The 20,772-nt window shown below is 66.7% G+C and carries 20 protein-coding genes; 17 read left to right on the top strand and 3 right to left on the bottom strand.

The genetic code is table 11. From position 1 onward, the window contains the following. The first annotated feature begins 105 nt into the window (after positions 1-105). From H0A72_RS09180 to H0A72_RS09165, 4 genes are read left to right on the top strand one after another with little or no spacing between them, the layout of a single operon-like run. A complete protein-coding gene (locus H0A72_RS09180; protein ID WP_180154772.1) occupies positions 106-825 on the top strand; it encodes a hypothetical protein in 720 nt (239 codons plus the stop codon). Positions 826-869: 44 nt separating this feature from the next. Beyond that, positions 870-1,187 (top strand): ElaB/YgaM/YqjD family protein, encoded by a 318-nt coding sequence (locus H0A72_RS09175; protein ID WP_180154771.1) that lies wholly within the window; start codon positions 870-872, stop codon positions 1,185-1,187. A gap of 53 nt (positions 1,188-1,240) precedes the next feature. Then, positions 1,241-1,654 (top strand): phage holin family protein, encoded by a 414-nt coding sequence (locus tag H0A72_RS09170; RefSeq protein WP_180154770.1) that lies wholly within the window; start codon positions 1,241-1,243, stop codon positions 1,652-1,654. After that, positions 1,651-2,028, top strand: coding sequence for a hypothetical protein (locus H0A72_RS09165; RefSeq protein ID WP_180154769.1), 378 nt, complete (start codon positions 1,651-1,653; stop codon positions 2,026-2,028). Before H0A72_RS09170 ends, H0A72_RS09165 begins: the two co-directional genes overlap by 4 nt. Before the next feature lie 26 nt (positions 2,029-2,054). Here H0A72_RS09165 and ubiD read toward each other — a convergent pair whose 3' ends face one another. Further along, the gene (gene ubiD, locus H0A72_RS09160) at positions 2,055-3,599 is read right to left on the bottom strand and encodes a 4-hydroxy-3-polyprenylbenzoate decarboxylase (RefSeq protein ID WP_180154768.1); all 1,545 of its coding nucleotides are present in this window, start codon (positions 3,597-3,599) and stop codon (positions 2,055-2,057) included. Positions 3,600-3,678: 79 nt separating this feature from the next. On the opposite strand from ubiD, the gene H0A72_RS09155 reads away from it, so the two are divergent. Next, positions 3,679-4,533, top strand: coding sequence for a transglycosylase SLT domain-containing protein (locus H0A72_RS09155; RefSeq protein ID WP_180154767.1), 855 nt, complete (start codon positions 3,679-3,681; stop codon positions 4,531-4,533). A 3-nt stretch (positions 4,534-4,536) separates the two neighbouring features. Here H0A72_RS09155 and H0A72_RS09150 read toward each other — a convergent pair whose 3' ends face one another. Beyond that, on the bottom strand, positions 4,537-5,697 hold the full coding sequence (locus H0A72_RS09150; RefSeq protein ID WP_180154766.1) for a pyridoxal phosphate-dependent aminotransferase: 1,161 nt from the start codon (positions 5,695-5,697) through the stop codon (positions 4,537-4,539). Positions 5,698-5,786: 89 nt separating this feature from the next. Between H0A72_RS09150 and H0A72_RS09145 the strand changes: the two genes are divergently transcribed. The 4 genes from H0A72_RS09145 (at position 5,787) to H0A72_RS09130 (ending at position 10,749) form a co-directional block, all read left to right on the top strand. After that, positions 5,787-6,713 (top strand): hypothetical protein, encoded by a 927-nt coding sequence (locus H0A72_RS09145; protein WP_180154765.1) that lies wholly within the window; start codon positions 5,787-5,789, stop codon positions 6,711-6,713. Between the two features lie 82 nt (positions 6,714-6,795). Next, positions 6,796-9,087: an NADP-dependent malic enzyme gene (locus tag H0A72_RS09140; protein WP_180154764.1), complete on the top strand. Its 2,292-nt coding sequence runs from the start codon at positions 6,796-6,798 to the stop codon at positions 9,085-9,087. Continuing rightward, complete coding sequence (locus tag H0A72_RS09135; protein WP_180154763.1) at positions 9,065-10,288, top strand: patatin-like phospholipase family protein; 1,224 nt, start codon at positions 9,065-9,067, stop codon at positions 10,286-10,288. The genes H0A72_RS09140 and H0A72_RS09135 overlap by 23 nt, the downstream gene beginning before the upstream one ends. Then, complete coding sequence (locus H0A72_RS09130; protein WP_180154762.1) at positions 10,285-10,749, top strand: barstar family protein; 465 nt, start codon at positions 10,285-10,287, stop codon at positions 10,747-10,749. The genes H0A72_RS09135 and H0A72_RS09130 overlap by 4 nt, the downstream gene beginning before the upstream one ends. 24 nt (positions 10,750-10,773) lie before the next feature. On the opposite strand, the gene H0A72_RS09125 is transcribed toward H0A72_RS09130, so the two are convergent. Continuing rightward, positions 10,774-11,505, bottom strand: coding sequence for a 16S rRNA (uracil(1498)-N(3))-methyltransferase (locus H0A72_RS09125; RefSeq protein WP_180154761.1), 732 nt, complete (start codon positions 11,503-11,505; stop codon positions 10,774-10,776). 171 nt (positions 11,506-11,676) lie between these two features. On the opposite strand from H0A72_RS09125, the gene tkt reads away from it, so the two are divergent. The 8 genes from tkt to purE all read left to right on the top strand — a co-directional run bounded on the left by tkt (position 11,677) and on the right by purE (position 20,737). After that, positions 11,677-13,692: a transketolase gene (gene tkt / locus H0A72_RS09120; RefSeq protein WP_425502494.1), complete on the top strand. Its 2,016-nt coding sequence runs from the start codon at positions 11,677-11,679 to the stop codon at positions 13,690-13,692. A 12-nt stretch (positions 13,693-13,704) separates the two neighbouring features. Beyond that, the gene (gap, locus tag H0A72_RS09115) at positions 13,705-14,718 is read left to right on the top strand and encodes a type I glyceraldehyde-3-phosphate dehydrogenase (protein WP_180154759.1); all 1,014 of its coding nucleotides are present in this window, start codon (positions 13,705-13,707) and stop codon (positions 14,716-14,718) included. Positions 14,719-14,792: 74 nt separating this feature from the next. After that, positions 14,793-15,983: a phosphoglycerate kinase gene (locus H0A72_RS09110; RefSeq protein WP_180154758.1), complete on the top strand. Its 1,191-nt coding sequence runs from the start codon at positions 14,793-14,795 to the stop codon at positions 15,981-15,983. A gap of 30 nt (positions 15,984-16,013) precedes the next feature. After that, positions 16,014-17,447, top strand: a complete 1,434-nt coding sequence (locus H0A72_RS09105; protein WP_180154757.1) for an aldehyde dehydrogenase family protein — start codon at positions 16,014-16,016, stop codon at positions 17,445-17,447. Between the two features lie 15 nt (positions 17,448-17,462). Next, positions 17,463-18,080 carry a molybdopterin adenylyltransferase gene (mog, locus tag H0A72_RS09100; protein WP_180154756.1) on the top strand — a complete coding sequence of 206 codons (618 nt, stop codon included), beginning with the start codon at positions 17,463-17,465 and terminating at the stop codon, positions 18,078-18,080. Between the two features lie 81 nt (positions 18,081-18,161). Then, positions 18,162-19,226 carry a class II fructose-bisphosphate aldolase gene (gene fba, locus H0A72_RS09095; RefSeq protein WP_180154755.1) on the top strand — a complete coding sequence of 355 codons (1,065 nt, stop codon included), beginning with the start codon at positions 18,162-18,164 and terminating at the stop codon, positions 19,224-19,226. A gap of 75 nt (positions 19,227-19,301) precedes the next feature. Next, a complete protein-coding gene (locus H0A72_RS09090; RefSeq protein ID WP_180154754.1) occupies positions 19,302-20,183 on the top strand; it encodes a phosphoribosylaminoimidazolesuccinocarboxamide synthase in 882 nt (293 codons plus the stop codon). Between the two features lie 17 nt (positions 20,184-20,200). Continuing rightward, positions 20,201-20,737, top strand: coding sequence for a 5-(carboxyamino)imidazole ribonucleotide mutase (gene purE, locus H0A72_RS09085; RefSeq protein ID WP_180154753.1), 537 nt, complete (start codon positions 20,201-20,203; stop codon positions 20,735-20,737). Positions 20,738-20,772: the final 35 nt, after the last annotated feature.

The raw sequence follows: 20,772 nt of genomic DNA, 5'->3' as shown, positions 1-20,772 counted from the left end.
TCGGCTCCGGGCACAAACTTTGCTTACGTTTTCATCGTCGGGGATTCTTGTCCTTCGGCTTGGATACGGTATAGTGAAGAAAGGTTTTTTTAACGGGCGTTGCACATGCGATTAAGATGGTCCATAGGCACGGCGGTTTTTTCTCTGGGGCTGGCATTGCCGGCCTGGGCCGGCCTGTGCCAGGCGCCCTTCATGCGCGAGGGCGGGCAGACCCAGCTGGTGGGGTCGGGCGCCATGCAGCTGGGGGCGGATTTGTCGTTCACCCAGGTCAGCCGGCAGGGCGACAACGACTGCCAGGCGCGCGTGCAGGGCGTGGCGCGTTTCGGGCTGGCCGGCTTGCCGCCGGGCAAGTCGTCGCTGGACTACTTCATGGTCGTCAAGAACGGCCATGCCACCTTCGAGCGCCGCGACGACGACGGCAAGCGCGTGCCGGTCAGCGGCAAATTCGACCTGCGCATGCTGGGGCTTTTCGCCTACGGCGACTCCACCTTGCGCCAGGGGCAGACTTTCCCGGCCCTGCGCTTCCAGATCGACCTGGATAAGAAAGCCGTCGACACCAAGCCCATCGTGGTCCACACCAGCACCAAGACCGTGGGCCCCAGGCAGCGCATCCAGACTTCCGCGGGCGAACAGGCCTGCTGGCCCATCCGTTACACGCGCCGCACCGAGGCCACGCAAGCCAGTTTCAGCGGCCTGGTGCTGCCCATACCGGCGACCGATTCCGAAGTAACCGATTGGTTCTGTTCCGACCTGCATATGGTCATGAAGCAGGAAAGTCGGCAAAATGGAATTGCTTCGCAAGTCGAAGTCACCCGGCTGCAATAGCGGTTGCAGCCGTTAACTTGTCCATAACCCTTCAGGAGTACACCATGGCAATAAAGAAAAGAGTGCAAGCGACGGAAGACGAATTCATCGATAGCGTGAAGGAAAGCCTGGACGACGCCGAGAAGCTGCTGCGCGAGGCCGCGGAGGCCACCGGCGAAAAGGCGGCCGAATTGCGCGAAAGCGCCATGCGCTCGCTGAAACGGACCCGCGAGGCGCTTTACGACACGCAGGATGCGCTGCTGGAACGCGGGCGCCGCGCGGCGCGGGCCACCGACGAATACGTTCACGACAACCCCTGGCAGGCGATCGGCATGGCCGGGCTGGCGGGCGTCTTGATCGGTGCGCTGATCTGCCGTCGCTGATTTCCGCCGGCAGCGTCTGGCGGTATCCCTCCACATGAAAAAAAAGGCAGCTTATGGCCCTACGTCAATCGGTCGGTGATCTTGCCTGCACCCTGTTGTCCATCGTGCGCACGCGCATCGAGCTGTTTTCGCTCGAAGCGTCGGAGCAGAAAGGGCGGCTCGTCGTGCTGATGGGGCTTACGGCTGCCGCACTCCTTTTCCTGACGCTTGCGGTGCTGGTGTTTTCCATCGCCGTGGCGCTTTATTTCTGGCCCACCGAGCAGCGCTACATGGCGTTGTGCGTGCTGGCGCTCTGCTACCTGGTGATCGGCGCGGGCTTTTTGTGGGCCGTCCGGCGCAAGCTGGTCCATGGCGCCATGCCGTTCGCGGCCACCATAGACGAACTGCGGCGCGACCTCGCCCTCGCCGAGCGCCTGCGCGAGCCCTCCGATGCGGCGCGGCCGCTGGGCGCGAAGGAGCTACCATGAGCAAAGGCATGACCGCCAAGGACCGCGCCCTGAAAATCGAACTCGCCCGGGCGCGGGCGGCGCTCGAGCGCCAGAGCCTGGTGCGCAGCGCCCGCGACGTCGGCGCCGAACTGCGTCCCCGCGCGTTGCTGCGCAGCGTGCTGCCTTCGTCCGGCGGGGGCACGGTTTCCCATTGGCTCGCGCAGGCGGTGTCGCTCACGCGCCGCTATCCCTTGCTGACGTCCGGCGTCACCGCCGTGCTGTCCGGCCGCGGAAAGCGCCGGCGCCTGCTGCGCATCGCCGGCGGCCTGCTGCTGAGCTGGGGCATAACGAAAATGGCGGGGGCCAAGAAGGGCGCCAGTGCCGGCTCCCGCGCGGGCCCCGACCCTTCATAAAAGCCTTATCGGCCTCCGCTTGCCGCCTACAGCCCGAGTTCGCCCCACATGGCGTCCACCCGGGCTTTCACCGCCGCGTCCATGACGATGGGCCGGCCCCATTCCCGCTGCGTTTCCCCCGGCCATTTATTGGTTGCGTCCAGGCCCATTTTCCCGCCCAGGCCGGACACCGGCGATGCGAAATCCAGGTAGTCGATGGGCGTGTTCTCGACCAGCACGGTGTCGCGCACCGGGTCCATCCGGGTGGTCATGGCCCAGACGACTTCCTTCCAGTCGCGGACGTCCACGTCGTGGTCCACCACGATGATGAACTTGGTGTACATGAACTGGCGCAGGACGCTCCAGAGGCCGAACATGACGCGCTTGGCGTGGCCGGGATACTGCTTGCGCATGGAAACCACGGCCAGGCGGTAGCTGCAGCCTTCGGGCGGCAGGTAGAAATCCACGATTTCCGGCAGCTGGCGTTTCAGCAGCGGGACGAAGACTTCATTCAGCGCGACCCCCAGCACCGCCGGCTCGTCGGGCGGCTTGCCGGTGTAGGTGCTGTGGAAGATGGGGTTGCGCCGCATGGTGATGCGCTCGACCGTGAAGACGGGGAACCAGTCCTGTTCGTTGTAGTAGCCGGTATGATCGCCGTAGGGGCCTTCCAGCGCCGTTTCGTAGCGCGTGTCGGCGGGGCCGGCATTGCCTTCGGGCACGGCGGGCGGCAGCGCCCTGGGGTCCGTCGAGGGCAGGATGTGTCCTTCCAGGATGATTTCCGCGAAGGCGGGCACGGACAGGTCGCTGCCCAGGGCTTTGGCGACTTCGCTGCGCGAACCGCGCAGCAGGCCGGCGAACTGGTATTCCGAGAGGCTGTCCGGCACGGGCGTCACGGCGCCCAGGATGGTGGCCGGGTCGGCGCCCAGCGCGACCGCGATGGGGAAGGGCGTGCCGGGATGCGCCAGCGAGTGGTCGCGGAAGTCCAGCGCGCCGCCGCGGTGCGACAGCCAGCGCATGATCAGCTTGTTGCGCCCCAGCTGCTGCTGGCGGTAGATGCCCAGGTTCTGGCGCCGCGCATTCGGCCCGCGCGTGACGACCAGGCCCCAGGTGAGCAGCGGCGCCACGTCCCCGGGCCAGCAGTGCTGCAGGGGGATCCTGCCCAGGTCGACGTCGTCGCCCTCGAGGACGATTTCCTGGCAGGGCGGGTTCTTGATGGTTTTGGGGCTCATGTCCCACAGCGCGGACTTGAGCTTGGACACGGTCGCGAAAGCGTCGCGCAGGCCGCGCGGCGCCTCGGGTTCGCGCAAGGTGGCCAGCAGTTCGCCGGTATCGCGCAGCGCGGCGGTGTCGTCGGCGCCCATGCCCCAGGCCACGCGCTGCGGGGTTCCGAACAGGTTGGCGAGCACGGGCATGCCGCAGGGCGCGCCGCCATGCACCGGGTTCTCGAACAGCAGGGCCGGGCCGGCGGCGCGCAGGACGCGATCGCAGATCTCCGTCATTTCCAGCCTGGTGGACACCGGCGCCTGGATGCGTTTGAGCTGGCCCGCGCGTTCGAGTTGCCCGATGAAGTCTCTAAGATCACGATATTTCACAGATATTGGCCTATTCGCTTATATTGCGGAACCGTGGAAGGTTAACATCCACTGTCGCTATTTTATTGGGATGGGGCGTATGGTAGCCGTTGATTCCGAGAATCTGCTCAGCCGGTCCGCAAGAAGCCTGGTGAGCTGGCTGGGCGAATTCGTGCATGTCTGTGCCATCTATTCGGGCATCGCCGTGCTGGTCACCGCCGTGTTCGGCATGACGGTGCCTTCGCTGCGCCATCAGGTCGCGCAGGTATACGACGCGGTCGTGCTGGCATTGCGGCCCGACGGCTTCAAGCAGGACTTGCTGGCCGTCTACGGCGCGGCGTACAGCGACGGGCTTTTTTATACCGACGATAAAACGCCTCGCCCGGATGCCGGCGGCGCTTCCCCCGCCGACGCCGCCAAGCCCGCGGTGGCGTCCATCCAGAGCTTCAGCGCGGCGCTCAAGGCCTCCATCGCCGACCAGCACGTCACGGGCATGACGTCGGCGCAGTTCCAGGCCTTGCGCAGCTATATCGCCCGCAAATACCGGATCGCGCAGAGCGTGGCGGGCGCCATCGTCAACACCGCCTTCATCGTCGGCCAGGAAAAGAACCTGGATCCGCAGCTGATCCTGGCGGTGATCGCCATCGAGTCCCGCTATAACCCGTATGCCGAGAGCCACGTGGGGGCTCAGGGCCTGATGCAGGTCATGACCAATGTGCACCGCGACAAATTCGAGCCCTTCGACGAAGGCATGATCGCCGCGCTGACGCCCATCGCCAACATACGGGTGGGCGTGCAGATTCTGCACGACTGCATCGAGCGCCGCGGTTCGCTGGAAGGCGGGCTGGCCTGTTATGTGGGCGCCACGGGCCCCGGCGACGGCGGCTACGGCGCCAGGGTGCTGGCGGAGCGCCGGCGCATCGCCCTGGCCTCGGGCATCCCCGTCGGGCGCTAGCGGCTAGCCGCCGACGAGCCGCTCGATGCGCGCGATGGCTTCCTGCAGGCGGTCCAGCCCGGTCGCGTAGGAGAACCGCATGGTATGGGCCGCGTGCGCCGGGCCGAAATCCATGCCCGGCACGGCGGCGACGCCCGCCTCGTGCAGCAGGCGATGCGAGAATGCCGCGCTGTCGCGGCTGTGCCGGCTGATGTCGGCGTAGATGTAAAAAGCGCCGTCGGGCACGACCGGCACATGCAGGCCCAGGCGCTCGAATTCAGGCAGCAGGTAGTCGCGCCGCTGCTTGAACGACAGGCGCCGGTTCTCGTAGATGTGCATGACCTCGGGGTCGAAGCAGGTGAGCGCCGCATGTTGCGCGAGCGCCGGCGCGCAGATCGCCAGGCTGGCAGCCAGTTTTTCGACGGCGGCCAGCATGTGGGGCGGCACGATCATCCAGCCCAGCCGCCAGCCGGTCATGTGGAAGTATTTCGAGAAACTGTTGATGACGATGATGCCGTCGTCCAGCGTCAGCGCGCTCGAGGGGCGCTCGTCGTAATACAGGCCGAGGTAGATTTCGTCCATGATCACGAAGCCGTCGCGCCGCTTGACTTCGGCGATCAGCGCCTGGAGGTCCGCCCGCGCGATGCTGGCGCCCGTGGGATTGCTGGGCGACGCGATCAGGACGCCCTTGGTGGCGGGGCCCCAGTGCGCGCGGACGTCGTCCGCGTTCAGCTGGTAGCGCTTTTCCGGCGTGGAGGGAATCAGGCGGGGCAGCCCGCCGGCGGCCATGATGAAGTTCTGGTTCGCCGGATAGGAGGGGTCCGGCATCAGGATTTCGTCTCCCGGGTTGATCAGCGCCATGGCGGCCAGCAGCAGCGCGCCGGAGGCGCCCGAGGTCACCACCACGCGCGACGGGTCGACCGTGGCGCCGAAGCTTTGCCGGTAGTAGTGCGCAATGGCGTCGCGCAGCGGCGAGATCCCCGACGGGGGCGTGTAGCCGCTCAGCCCCGCCTGCGCGGCCCGGTGCATGGTTTCCACGACCTGCGGCGGAGCCGTAAAATCGGGTTCGCCTATGCCCAGGCTGATGACGTCCCGCCCCTGGGCGTTCAGGACGGCGGCCTGTTTGAATAATTCCACGGCGTAGAATGGCATGACTTGTTCAGTACGCTTGGCAAGGCGGGGCATAAGGCGAAGATTCCGGGCAAAAGCAAGATTGTAAGCCGCCGCGCGCGAGCGTGCCCGGGGCGGATTTTCAGCACAAAGGATCCAGAGACATGCAGTCCAGCTCTCGCCGCGCCTTCCTGACGGGGCGCCGCGGCGCCCAAACGCCATGGGAAGCCTTCTGCCGCGCCATGCGCCGCGCCGTCGAAGGCTCGTTCTTCGAATTCGAGCTGCCCGGCGCGGAACACAGCGCAAGACTCATCCCCAAGCAGGCGACGGACGTCCTGCATGCGCGCAAGCTGTGCGCCGAGCACGGCGTCCTGTTTGCGCTCGACGGCGTGCCGCAGGCGGCCAGGCTGGACGAGCAGCCGGTGTTATGGGTGGAGCCCGGGCGCGATCTGAGCGCCTGCCGGCGGCTGGAAGCGGGCAGCAGCAAATGGTTCGTGCAGCCGGGCTGCCTGCTGGGGGAATTGGAAGCGGCCGGGCTCGCGCAGTTCAGCGACATGCCCTGCCATCTGTCCGTCGCGGCATGGCTCGCGGATCGCACCCTGTGCGACTGGGAGGCCGGGGCGACGGCCAAGTCCGGCATCGTGCATGCGTCCGTGCTGCTGGCCGACGGCGCCAGCGTGAGCCTGGGCGCTTTCGGCGAACGGAACACCAAGCCGCTGCAGGGCGCGCGCTTGCAGCAGCTCATTCCGGCGCTGTTCCGGCTGGCGGCGGGGCCGGACGCCCAGGCATGCCGGCTTGCGGGCCGCTGGCCGGCGCGCTACCGGCTCGACGCCTTGCTGCCGGCTCCCGGGCGGGTCGTCAATCTGGCCCACCTTCTGCTGGGCCATGGCGGCGATCTCGGCTGGATCGAATGGGTGGTCATCGACGAAGGGCTCGCCGAGCCCCTGGGCGAACCGCCCTATTCAGAGCGCTATACGCCGCGCCGCGCGGAGGAAAGCGGCGTCGGGCTGCAGGCCAGCGAACTCGACGCCGGCGTGAAATCCCTGTTCGACCCGTCCTTCCGCCTGCCGTTTCCGGGCCAGGATCTATAGGCCTCGTCCGCCATTTCCGGTATTCCAAACCGGGGCCAAGCGATAGAATGTGCTCTGGTTCACTCTTTAAAAGCACGCCATCATGGAAGAAACCCTGCGCAAAGCGGCCCTCGAATACCACGAGCATGGGCGTCCCGGAAAAATCTCCGTCACGCCCACCAAACAGCTGTCCAACCAACGCGACCTGGCGCTGGCCTATTCGCCGGGGGTGGCGGCCGCATGCGAGGAAATCGTGGAGGACGCCCGGAACGCGTTCCGCTACACGGCGCGCGGCAACCTGGTGGGCGTCATCACCAACGGCACGGCGGTGCTGGGGCTGGGCAACATCGGCGCGCTGGCGTCCAAGCCCGTCATGGAAGGCAAGGCGGTGCTGTTCAAGAAGTTCGCCGGCATCGACGTCTTCGACATCGAAATCAACGAAACCGACCCGGACAAGCTGGTGGACATCATCGCGGGCCTGGAACCGACTTTCGGCGGCATCAACCTCGAAGACATCAAGTCGCCCGAATGCTTCCACGTCGAGCGCAAGCTGCGCGAACGCATGAACATCCCGGTGTTCCACGACGACCAGCACGGCACGGCCATCTGCGTATCGGCCGCCTTCATCAACGGGCTGCAGGTGGTGGGCAAGAACGTGGACGAGGTCAAGGTGGTGGTGTCGGGGGCGGGGGCGGCGGCGCTCGCCTGTCTGGATCTCATGGTCGACCTGGGCCTGCCCTTGAAGAACATCTGGGTCTCCGACATCGAAGGCGTGGTGTACCAGGGCCGGGCGGCGCTCATGGACCCCGTCAAGGAACGCTATGCGCAAGACACCTCCGCGCGCACGCTGGCCGAAATCATCGACGGGGCCGACGTCTTCCTGGGGCTGTCCGCCGGCGGCGTCCTGAAGCCCGAAATGGTCGCCCGCATGGCGCCGCGGCCCCTGGTGCTGGCCTTGGCCAACCCCAATCCCGAAATCCTGCCCGAAGCCGCGCATGCGGTGCGCGACGACGTCGTCATGGCCACGGGGCGGTCCGACTACCCCAACCAGGTCAACAACGTGCTGTGCTTCCCCTACATCTTCCGGGGCGCGCTGGACGTCGGCGCCACCACCATCACGCGCGGCATGGAAAAGGCGGCGGTCATGGCGATCTGCGGGTTGGCGCGCGAAGAGCAGAGCGACGTCGTGGCGGCCGCCTACGGCACTTACGGCGTGTCCTTCGGCCGCGACTATTTCATACCGAAGCCTTTCGACCCGCGCCTCATCGTGCGCATCGCGCCCGCGGTGGCCAAGGCCGCCATGGACGACGGCGTGGCGGCGCGCCCGATCGCCGACATCGAAAGCTATGCCGAGCAATTGCAGCAGTTCGTCTATCGCTCGGGCTCCTTCATGAAGCCGCTGTTCTCGACCGCCCGGCGCATCGTGCGGGAAGGCGGCAAGTCGCGCATCGTCTTCACCGAAGGCGAAGACGAGCGCGTGCTGCGCGCGGTGCAGATCATCGTCGACGAAAAGCTCGCCCGCCCCATACTCGTGGGGCGGCCTTCCGTGCTGGCCGACCGCATCGAAAAATACGGCCTGCGCATCCGGCTGGGGCATGACGTCGAGGTCACCAATCCCGACTACGACGAACGTTTCCATCGCTACTGGACGACCTACTGGGAAATCATGTGCCGGCGCGGCATCAGCAAGGAAATGGCGCGCGTGGAAATGCGGCGCCGGCTGACCCTGATCGGCGCGATGATGGTCCATCTCGGCGACGCCGACGGCATGGTCTGCGGCACCGTCGGCGCCTACGCCGACCACCTGCGCTTCATCGACGAGGTCATCGGCAAGGCGCCCGGCGCCAAGACCTATGCCGCCATGAACATCCTGCTGCTGGCCGAGCGCACCTTGGCGCTTGCCGACACGCACATCAACGACAACCCCGATGCCGAACAGATCGCCGAGATCGCCATCGCGGCCGCGGCGGAAATGCGCCGCCTGAACATGGAGCCCAAGGTCGCCCTGCTGTCGCGCTCCAATTTCGGCACGGGCAGCTCCTCGTCGGGGGCCAAGATGAAAGCGGCCCTGGACCTGGTGCGCGAACGCGAGCCCGCGCTGGAAATCGACGGCGAAATGCACGGCGACTGCGCGCTCGACGAGGCCTTGCGCCGGCGCATCCTGCCGTCCACCAGCCTGCACGGGGAAGCCAACCTGCTGATCTGCCCCAATGTGGACTCGGGCAACATCGCCTACAACCTGCTGAAGACCGCCGCGGGCGGCAACGTGGCCGTCGGCCCCTTCCTGCTGGGCGCCAATGCGCCCGTCCATATCCTCACGTCCAGCTCGACGGTGCGGCGCATCGTGAACATGGCCGCGCTGACCGTGGTAGATGCCAACACACCGCGCGCTTGAACCGTCCGGCGCGCCCAATGCCTCGATCGGCCTGGTCCTGACCGGCGGCGGGGCGCGCGCGGCCTACCAGGCGGGCGTCCTGGCGGGCGTCATGGATATCCTGAACCCCGGGCGCGGCAAGGGGTTCACCTGCCCCTTCGACGTCATCACCGGCTCGTCCGCGGGCGCGATCAACGCCGTTTCCCTGGCCTGCCATGCGCACGACCCGCAAACCGGCATGGACCGGCTGGAGGCGCTCTGGGGCGGCATCAGCACCGGGCGGGTCTATCATGCCGACGCCCTGCGCCTGGCGCGCACCGGCCTGCGCTGGTTCGCCATGCTGGCGGTGGGCTGGCTGTTTCCCGACCTGCGCAACCGGCAGCCGCGATCGCTGCTGGACAACGAGCCACTGGGCGAATTGCTGCGGGCCAGCCTGGATTTCGACCAGTTGCGCCACAATCTCGATGCCGGCATCCTGCAGGCGCTGGCCGTGACGGCCGCCGCCTACACGACCGGCGAGCACCTGACCTTCTATCAATCGCGCGGCACGATCAAGCCCTGGAAGCGCTCGCTGCGGCAGGCCGTGCCCTGCAATATCGGCGTCGATCACCTGATGGCCTCCAGCGCCATCCCTTTCGTGTTCCCCGCCCAGGCCATTCTGGTCGGCGGGCGCACCTATTGGTGCGGCGACGGCTCCATGCGGCAAATGGCGCCCATGAGCGCGGCCATACACCTGGGCGCAAAGAAGATCATGGTGATCGGCACCGGCTTCAAGGACGACACCCACACCGAGGAAAGGCAGACCGATCCCAAATACCCTTCGCTGGCGCAGATCGGCGGGCATGCTTTGTCGAATATCTTCCTGGACAGCGTCTCGATGGATGTAGAGCGCACACAACGCATCAACCACTTGCTTGCGCAACTGCCGCCAAATGTATTAAAAAGCGAGTCGCTGCATCTGGTGAGCACACTGGTGGTGACGCCGAGCCGGTCGCTGGATGAAATGGCATTGGCCCATTTCAGGCGGATACCGCGGGCGGTGCGTACCCTTTTCCGTGTTCTCGGTGTATCGTCTGCTTCCGGGCCAACGACGGGTGGTTCCTTGTTGTCGTATTTGCTGTTCGAAGCAAGCTATACGCAGGAACTCATGCGTCTGGGGCGGTCCGACAGTCTGAGCCGTATTGAAGAAGTCAAAGCGTTTTTCAAGGAGACGCCCGAATGAGCCAAGCGCAGTCGTTGCAAAGTAAATTGCAAAAAGGCGGTTTGATCGATGTTTCTGCCGTCTCTCAGGCCGAGGCCCTCGACGCCGCCAAAGCGGCCGGCATGACGGCTTTGGTGGTCGACTGCGACCGCGCGCGCAGCCGTTCGGCGGTATTGCGCGCGGTGGTGAAAGCGGTGGACTTCCCCGAATTCTTCGGCGGCAATCTCGACGCCCTGTACGATTGCCTGTGCGACACCGTGCTCGATCACAAGCAGGGCCTGTTCCTGTGGTTCGACAACCTCCATTCCGGCGACCCCGCGCTGGCGGAAGACTCCGAGGCGATCCTGGCGGTATGCGAAGACGTCGTGGAGTTCGCCTCGAACAACGACCGGCATTTCACCTATGGCGTGGTGCATGCGGGCAAGCATCCCGACCCCGAGCCCGGGGTGGAGCCCACCCCCTATTCCGGCGGGGACGCCTGAGGCGTCAACAGGCCCGGGCCGGCCTCATTCCCAATTCCGCAGTGCGCTGACCGCCGCGATCAGGGCGATGCCTGCCGTTTCCGTGCGCAGCACCCGGTTGCCGAAGCGGACGGGCGTAAGGCCCGCCTGTTCCACCAGGGCTTGTTCCTGGGGCGACCACCCCCCTTCGGGGCCGACCAGCAGGCGTATGCGGTCCTTGCTGCGGTCCAGCGCGTCCGGCAGGCTCTGGGCCGCTTCCGGATGGCAGAACAGGGTTTGCGCCGCCGCGTCGGTCTCCCCCAGGCAGGCGGCGAGGCTCAGCGGTTCGGAAATTTCCATCAGGCGGTTGCGGCCGCATTGTTCGCTGGCGGCCTGGGCCACGCGGCGCCAGTGTTCCATGCGCTTGCGCAGGCGCTCGCCGCTCAATTGCGTCACGCTGCGCTGCGCCTCGATGGGGACCAGGCGGGCGGCGCCCAGTTCGACGGCTTTCTCGATCACCCAGTCCATTTTGTCGCCCGAGGGCATGCCTTGCGCCAGCGTGATATGGCCGGGCAGCTCGGCTTCCGTGGCTTCGTGCGGGCCGGTGCGGGCATAAGCCTGTTTTCCGTCGATGAGCAGCGTCGACGGGTATTGGCCGCCCAGGCCGTCGAACAGCATGATGCCGGTATCCGGCTTGAGGCGCAGCACCCGGACCGCGTGGTGCGCCAGGGCGGCGGGCAGTTGTATGGTGGCGTCGGGCGCGAGCGGCGCGGGGCAATAAAAGCGGGGTGCGGACATGGGCGGCGCGGCAGGGCTTGCAATCGGACTATGATACCGGATGCGCCTGAAGAGGGATGCCGCACGGTGGTAAAATCAGAGGCTTTGTAAACCTACTGATGGGGCCGGCCACGTTCGCCGCCGCGCCCCCGCGAGTCGACAATGAGCCTTACGCCTGCCCAAGATTCGTCCATGGCCAACGCAATACGCGCCCTGGCCATGGATGCGGTTCAACAAGCCAATTCGGGACATCCCGGCGCACCGATGGGGATGGCGGAAGTCTCCCAGGCCTTGTGGACGCGCCATCTGCGGCACAACCCCGCCGACCCTTCATGGGCCGACCGCGACCGCTTCGTGCTGTCGAACGGCCATGGCTCGATGCTGATCTACGCGCTGCTGCACCTGTCGGGCTACGACCTGCCCATGGAAGAACTGCGCAATTTCCGGCAACTGCATTCCCGCACGCCCGGCCACCCCGAAGTGGGCATCACGGCGGGCGTGGAAACCACCACCGGCCCGCTGGGCCAGGGCCTGGCCAATGCGGTCGGCATGGCGCTGGCCGAAGCCTTGCTGGCGCAGGAATTCAACCGCCCGGGGCATGGCGTCGTCGATCACTACACCTATGTGTTCCTGGGCGACGGCTGCCTGATGGAAGGCATCTCGCACGAAGTATGTTCGCTGGCCGGCACGCTCAAGCTGTCCAAGCTCATCGCGTTCTATGACGACAACGGCATCTCCATCGACGGCCGCGTCGAGAACTGGTTCGGCGACGACACCCCCGAACGCTTCCGCAGCTACGGCTGGAACGTGATCCCGGGGGTCGACGGGCACGACGTCGAGGCGGTCGACGCGGCCATCGTCCAGGCCAAGGCCTATGCGGCGCTGGGCAAAGGCCCCACCCTCATCGCCTGCCGGACCGTCATCGGCAAGGGCGCGCCCACCATGGCGGGCACAGAGAAAGTGCACGGCGCCGCCCTGGGCGCCGCTGAAATCGCCGCCACGCGCGCCGCCCTGAATTGGCCGCACGAGCCTTTCGTCATTCCCGATGCGGTCTACGCCGCCTGGGATGCGCGCGCGCAAGGCGGCAAGGCGCAGGCGGAATGGCAGGCCCGCTTCGACGCCTATGCCCAAGCGTTCCCGGCGGAAGCGGCGGAATTGCGCCGCCGCCTTTCCGGCGAACTGCCCGCCAGCTTCCAGGCAAGCGCGCAGGCGCTCATCGACGCCTGCAACCAGAAGGCCGAAACCGTGGCCACGCGCAAGGCATCGCAACTGGCGATCAGCGCGCTGGTCGGGATCCTGCCCGAAATGCTGGGCGGTTCCGCGGATCTCACCGGCTCCAACCTGACCGACTGGAAGGGCGCGGAGCCCGTCCGCGCGGGCGAAGGCCATCTGCACTTCGGCCGCCACATCAATTATGGCGTGCGCGAATTCGGCATGGCGGCCATCATGAACGGCGTGGCCCTGCATGGCGGCTACCTGCCTTTCGGCGGCACCTTCCTCACTTTCTCGGATTACTCGCGCAACGCCATACGCATGGCCGCGCTCATGAAGCAGCGCGTGGTGCACGTGTTCACCCACGATTCCATCGGGCTGGGCGAAGACGGCCCGACCCACCAGTCGGTCGAGCACGCCGCCAGCCTGCGCCTGATTCCCAATCTGCATGTCTGGCGGCCCTGCGACACGACCGAAACGGCGGCGGCCTGGGTCGCGGCGCTCGAGCGCCCGGCCAGCGTCGGCATGAAGGTCCGCGACGGCGGCCCCAGCGCGCTGCTGCTGTCGCGCCAGAACCTGCCTTTCGTGCCGCGCGACCAGGCGGCCATCGCCGGCATCCGCCGCGGCGGCTACGTGCTGCGCGATGCCGCCGAGCCCAAGGCCGTCATCATCGCCACGGGCTCCGAAGTGGCCCTGGCGCTGGCCGCCCAGGAACAGCTGGCGGCGCGCGGCATCGCGGTGCGCGTGGTTTCCATGCCCTGCGCCAACGTCTTCGACGCCCAGGACGACGCCTGGAAGGAATCCGTACTGCCCAAGGGGCTGCCGCGCGTGGCGGTGGAAGCCGGGGCGACCGGTGGCTGGTACAAATATGTCGGCCTGGAAGGCGCGGTGGTCGGCCTCGACACCTACGGCGAATCCGCTCCGGCCGGCGCCTTGTTCAAGTATTTTGGCTTGACTGCCGAGCATGTTGCCGCGGCCGTCGAACGAGTTCTATAAAGGAGATTTGCAATGACCATACGCGTGGCGATCAATGGCTATGGCCGCATCGGCCGTAATATTCTGCGTGCTCACTACGAAGGCGGCAAGAAGCACGACATCGAAATCGTGGCCATCAACGATCTGGGCAACCCCAAGACCAACGCCCACCTGACCCGTTACGACACCGCGCACGGCAAGTTCCCGGGCACGGTCACGGTCGACGGCGATTACATGGTCGTGAACGGCGACCGGATCCGCGTGCTGGCGAACCGCGACCCCTCCGCCCTGCCGTGGGGCGAGCTGGGCGTCGACGTGGTGCTCGAATGCACGGGCTTCTTCACCAGCAAGGAAAAAGCGAGCGCCCACCTGAAGGGCGGCGCCAAGAAAGTCATCATTTCCGCGCCCGGCGGCAAAGACGTCGACGCCACCGTGGTCTACGGCGTGAACCACGAAGTGCTCAAGGCCAGCGACACGGTCATTTCCAACGCCTCGTGCACCACCAACTGCCTGGCGCCCCTGGTCAAGCCCCTGCACGAAAAGCTGGGCGTGGTCAGCGGTCTGATGACCACCATCCACGCCTACACCAATGACCAGGTGCTCACCGACGTCTACCACGAGGACCTGCGCCGCGCGCGTTCGGCCACGCACAGCATGATCCCCACCAAGACCGGCGCCGCGTCGGCGGTCGGCCTGGTGCTGCCCGAGCTCAACGGCAAGCTGGACGGCTACGCCATCCGCGTCCCGACCATCAACGTGTCCATCGTCGACCTGTCCTTCGTGGCGGCGCGCGACACCTCCGTCGAGGAAGTCAACGGCATCCTGAAGGCGGCCGCCGAATCCGGCCCCCTGAAGGGCATTTTGCAATACAACGAAGAACCCCTGGTTTCGGTCGACTACAACCACGATCCCGCCTCCAGCACGGTCGACGCCGGGCTGACCAAGGTCTCGGGCTCGCTCGTCAAAGTGTCTTCCTGGTACGACAACGAATGGGGTTTCTCCAACCGCATGCTCGACACCACGGTCGCCTTGATGACGGCCAAATAAGCATTTGGTCATCCGGACAAGGGCGGGGCAACCCGCCCTTGTCGTGTATGATCGACCGAAAGGAAGCCATTGATATGCCCAAGATCAAAACCCTTACGTCGCTGGCGAAAGCGGGCCACCTGGCCGGCAAGCGGGTGTTCATCCGCAGCGACTTGAACGTGCCGCTGAAAGACGGCCAGATCACCGAGGACACGCGCGTGCGCGCATCGGTGCCGGCCATACGCATGGCGCTGGATGCGGGCGCGGCCGTCATGGTCACGTCGCACCTGGGGCGTCCCACCGAAGGGGCCGTGCGCCCCGAAGACTCCCTCGCGCCGGTCGCGCGGCGCCTGTCCGAACTCCTGGGCCAGCCGGTCGAACTGCGCACGGACTGGGTCGACGGCGTCGAGGTCGAGCCGGGCCGCGTCGTGCTGCTCGAAAACTGCCGCTGCAATGTGGGCGAGAAAAAGAACGACGACGGGCTCGCGCGGAAAATGGCCGCGCTGTGCGACGTCTACGTGAACGATGCCTTCGGGACGGCGCACCGCGCCGAGGCCACGACGCACGGCATGGCGCTGCACGCGCCGGTGGCCTGCGCCGGCCCCTTGCTCGAGGCCGAACTGCGGGCCCTGGGCCGCGCGCTCGAAAATCCCGCCCACCCCATGGTGGCCATCGTCGCCGGCTCGAAGGTGTCGACCAAGCTGTCCATCCTGCAGGCGCTCGCCGCCAAGGTCGACAAGCTGGTGGTGGGCGGCGGCATCGCCAACACCTTCATGCTCGCGGCCGGCCTGCCGGTGGGCAAGTCGCTGGTGGAAGCCGAACAGGTCGACCAGGCCAAGGCCGTGATCGACATCATGAAGCAGCGCGGGGCCGACGTCCCGATACCCGTGGACGTGGTCTGCGCCGAAACCTTCAGCGCCGACGCGCCGGCCACCGTCAAGCGGGCCGGCGACGTCGCCGAGAACGACATGATCCTCGACATCGGCCCCGAAACCGCGCAGCAGCTGGCCGGCATCCTCAAGCAGGCCGGCACCATCGTCTGGAACGGGCCGGTCGGCGTTTTCGAATTCGATGCCTTCGGCAACGGCACGAAGGTCGTCGCGCAGGCCATCGCGGATTCCGACGGTTTCTCGATCGCGGGCGGCGGCGACACGCTGGCGGCCATCGCCAAATACGGCATCGAGGACCGCATCGGCTATATCTCGACGGGCGGGGGCGCCTTCCTGGAATTCCTGGAAGGCAAGACCCTGCCCGCGGTGGAAGCGCTGCAGCAGCGCGGAGATTGACTAGGGGCCCGGCCCCGGGAGACGAACACCATGATCCACAAGAACTTCATCGCCAACCAATGGGTGGCCGCGCTGGCCGGCCAGACGCTGCCGGTATACGATCCATCCAGCGGCGAGATGTACGCTGAAATCGCCCGTTCCGGCGCGGCCGACATCGACGTCGCCGTCCACGCGGCCCGCAGCGCCCGCGAAGGGGAATGGGGGCGCATGGCGCCGGCGGACCGCAGCCGCCTGCTCTGGCGCATCAGCCAGGCGCTCCTGGCGCAGCGCGAAGAGCTCGCCGCCATCGAATCCAGGGATACGGGCAAGCCCATGAAGCAGGCGCGCGCGGACGCGGCCGCCGTGGCGCGCTATTTCGAGTTCTACGCCGGCGCGGTCGACAAACTCCATGGGCAGACCATACCCTACCCCGAAGGCTACACCGTCTTCACCGTGCGCGAGCCGCACGGGGTGACCGGGCACATCGTGCCCTGGAACTATCCGCTGCAAATCTTCGGGCGCAGCGTGGGCGCGGCGCTGGCGACGGGCAACGCCTGCGTCGTCAAGCCCGCCGAAGACGCCTGCCTGTCGGTGCTGAAGGTGGCCGAGATCGCGATGGCCACGGGTCTGCCGGCGGGCGCGCTCAATATCTGCACCGGCCTGGGCATCGAGGCCGGCGCCGCCCTGGCCGAGCACGCGGGCATAGACCACGTGTCGTTCACCGGCTCGCCCCAGACCGGCCGGCAGGTGGCGCAGGCCGCCGCCGCGCATTTCGCGCCGGTCACGCTGGAACTGGGCGGGAAGTCTCCGCAAATCGTGTTCTCCGACGCCGACATCGACGCCGCCTTGCCCGTGCTGCTGAACGCCATCATTCAAAACGCGGGCCAGACCTGCTCCGCGGGCAGCCGGCTGCTGGTTCAGCGGGCGGTCTATGCCGACGTGGTCGGGCGGTTGTCCGAGCTCTTCCGCGCAACGCGCACCGGCCCGGCGGCCGACGATCCCGACTGCGGTCCCCTGATCAACGCCAAGCAGCACCAGCGGGTAAGCCAGTTGCTTGCCGGCGCCGACGACTCCGGCGTGACGGTGGCGGCGCGCGGCGTGCTGGACGCCAATGCGCCCAAAGGCGGCTACTACCAGGTGCCCGTCCTGCTGAGCGACGTCCCGCCCGACCACCGCCTGGCCCAGGAGGAAATTTTCGGCCCCGTGCTCTGCGCCATTCCCTTCGATACCGAAGAAGAGGCGCTGCGCATCGCCAACGGAACCCCCTACGGCCTGGCGGCCGGCGTCTGGACCCAGGACGGCGGGCGCCAGCTCAGGATGGCCCGCAAGGTCCGCTCCGGCCAGGTCTTCGTCAACAACTATGGCGCGGCGGGGGGTGTGGAGCTGCCGTTCGGCGGGTCCGGCCAGTCCGGCTACGGCCGCGAGAAGGGCTTCGAGGCCCTGTACGGATTCACCACCGTCAAGACGGTGGCGATCAAGCACTAGGCGGGAGGCAACGGCATGCAAGAACGCCTGGTGCGCCGGCAGCCCGACCAGTTGCTGGTCGGGCTGGTGTCGGTCTCCGATCGCGCTTCCAGCGGCGCTTATCAGGACCAGGGCATACCCGCCCTGCAAGGCTGGCTGGAAGGCGCGCTGACCCGGGCGCCGCAATGCGTGTCCCGCCTGATCCCCGACGAGCCCGACCGCATCTCCGCCACCCTCGTCGAACTGGTCGATGAGCTGGGCTGCGACCTGGTCCTCACCACCGGCGGCACGGGCCCGGCGCGGCGCGACGTCACGCCCGAGGCGACGCTGGCGGTGGCCACCAAGGAAATGCCCGGTTTCGGCGAGCAAATGCGGCAGGTCAGCCTGAAGTTCGTGCCCACCGCCATCCTGTCGCGGCAAGTGGCCGTGATCCGCGAAACCGAGGGCCATGCGGCCCTGATCATCAATCTTCCGGGCCAGCCCAAGGCCATCAAGGAAACGCTGGAAGGCCTGCGGGACGAAAACGGGGCGGTGCTGGTGCCGGGCATCTTCGCCGCGGTGCCGTACTGCATAGACCTGATCGGCGGCCCCTACGTGGAAACCCGCGCCGAGGTCTGCAAGGCTTTCCGGCCCAAATCCGCGATACGCGGGTAAGGCCGCGGGGCGGCCTGACGCCACCCCGCATTCGGGTAAAATGGCCGGATTCAATCACCAATCGATTTCAGGAGTCTTGTCATGGCCCTTGTCTCCATGCGCCAGCTGCTCGATCATGCAGCCGAGAACGGCTACGGTATTCCCGCCTTCAACGTCAACAACCTCGAGCAAGTCCAGGCCATCATGGAAGCCGCTGCCGAGACCGACAGCCCCGTCATCATGCAGGCGTCGGCGGGCGCGCGCAAATATGCGGGCGAAGGCTTCCTCAAGTACCTGATCCAGGCCGCGGTGGAATCCTATCCCCACATCCCTGTCGTCATGCACCAGGACCACGGCCAATCGCCCGCGATTTGCCAGGGCGCCATCGACCTGGGCTTCTCCAGCGTCATGATGGACGGTTCCCTGAAGGAAGACGGCAAGACCATCGCCGACTACGAATACAACCTCGACGTCACGCGCCGCGTGGTCGAAATGGCCCATAAGGTGGGCGTCACGGTGGAAGGCGAACTGGGCTGTCTGGGTTCCCTGGAAACCATGAAGGGCGACAAGGAAGACGGCCACGGCGCGGAAGGCACCATGACCATGGAACAGCTGCTCACCGACCCCGAACAAGCCGCCGATTTCGTCTCCAGGACCCAGCTCGACGCGCTCGCCATCGCCATCGGCACCAGCCATGGCGCCTACAAGTTCACCCGCAAGCCCACCGGCGACATCCTGTCCATTTCGCGCATCAAGGAAATCCACCGCCGCCTGCCCAACACCCATCTGGTCATGCACGGCAGCTCCAGCGTGCCCCAGGAGCTCCTGGCCGAAATCCGCCAGTTCGGCGGCGACATGAAGGAAACCTACGGCGTGCCGGTCGAGGAAATCCAGGAAGCCATCAAGTACGGCGTGCGCAAGGTCAACATCGACACCGACATCCGCCTCGCCATGACGGGCGCGATCCGCCGCTTCATGGCCGAGCACCCCTCCAAGTTCGACCCGCGCGAATACCTCAAGCCGGCGCGCGAAGCCGCCAAGGCCATCTGCAAGCAGCGCTACGAACAATTCGGCACGGCGGGCAACGCCGGCAAGATCAAGCCCATTTCCCTGACCGACATGGCGCGCCGCTATGCCGCCGGCGAACTGGCCCAAGTCGTTCAATAAATGTTTTCGTTCTGGTGTTGAGCCCGTCCCGCCCGGCCCGACGGTCGGCGGGATGTTTCATTTCAAGGATACATCGTGGCGCAGTCCCTTCATCAATCCAACATCAAATCGCTGCCCTTGCTGGGGCGCGGCAAGGTACGCGACATGTACGCGGTCGGCGACGACAAATTGCTGATCGTGGCGTCCGACCGGATTTCCGCCTTCGACGTCATTCTTGACGACCCCATACCCGGCAAAGGGCAGGTGCTGACCGAGCTCACCGAGTTCTGGCTGCGGAAGCTCGCGCACATCCTGCCCAACCATTCCACCGGCATCGACCCGCGCGATGTCGTCGCCGCGGACGAACGCGACCAGGTGGCCGGGCGGGCGGTCGTGGTGAAGCGCCTCAAGCCCATCCTGGTCGAAGCGGTGGCCCGCGGCTACCTCATCGGCTCCGGCTGGAAGGACTACCAGGCCACGGGCAGCATCTGCGGCATCGCGCTGCCGCCCGGCCTGCGGCAGGCCAGCCGCCTGCCGCAGCCGATATTCACGCCGGCCGCGAAGGCCGAGTTCGGCCAGCACGACGAAAACGTCGATTTCGACTATGTCGTCAAGGCCGTCGGCAGGGAACTGGCCGAACAGATACGCGACGTCACCCTGCGCCTGTACACGGAGGCCGCCGAATACGCGGCCGGCAAGGGCATCATCATCGCGGACACCAAATTCGAATTCGGCCTGGACGAGCACGGAACGCTGCACCTCATGGACGAGGTCCTGACGCCGGATTCGTCCAGGTTCTGGCCGGCCTCGGAATACGCGGTCGGCATCAGCCCCCCTTCGTTCGACAAGCAGTTCGTCCGCGACTGGCTCGAGACCCAGCCCTGGGACAAGACCCCGCCCGCGCCCCGGCTGCCCGCCGAAGTGCTGGAAAAGACGGCGGCGAAGTACCGCGAAGCGGCGGCGCGCCTGACAAGCTGAACAGCGAGGATCATTCCATGGCCGAATTCCAATTGACCGACGCAGGCGAGGCCGCCGCGGACCCCGTGGTGGGCATCATCATGGGGTCGTCCAGCGACTGGGACATCATGAAAAACGCGGTTGCCGTGCTCGAAGAGTTCGGCGTTCCCCATGAAATGCGCGTCGTGTCCGCGCACCGCATGCCGCTGGACATGGTCGACTATGGCGCGCGCGCGGCGGGCAGGGGCTTGCGCGCCATCATCGCCGGGGCCGGGGGCGCCGCCCATCTGCCGGGCATGATGGCCGCCTTGACGCCGGTGCCGGTCTTCGGCGTGCCGGTGCCGTCGCGCTATCTGCGCGGCGAGGACTCGCTGCTGTCCATCGTGCAGATGCCCAAGGGCGTGCCGGTCGCCACCTTCGCCATCGGCGAGGCCGGGGCCGCGAACGCCGCGCTGCACGCCGTCGCCTGTCTTGCCATGACCGATTCCGCGCTGCTGGAAAAGCTCCAGGCTTACCGCGCGAGGCAAACCGAAGCCGCCCGGGCCATGGTCGTGCCCCCGCACGTCACCCTGTAGCCGCCGCCCTTCGTTTCTTTCCCATCACGCTATCG

The sequence above is a fragment of the Parapusillimonas granuli genome (genome assembly GCF_013416525.1).
Classification (GTDB): Bacteria; Pseudomonadota; Gammaproteobacteria; order Burkholderiales; family Burkholderiaceae_B; genus Parapusillimonas; species Parapusillimonas granuli.
This window is presented reverse-complemented; position numbering and strand designations above follow the sequence as displayed.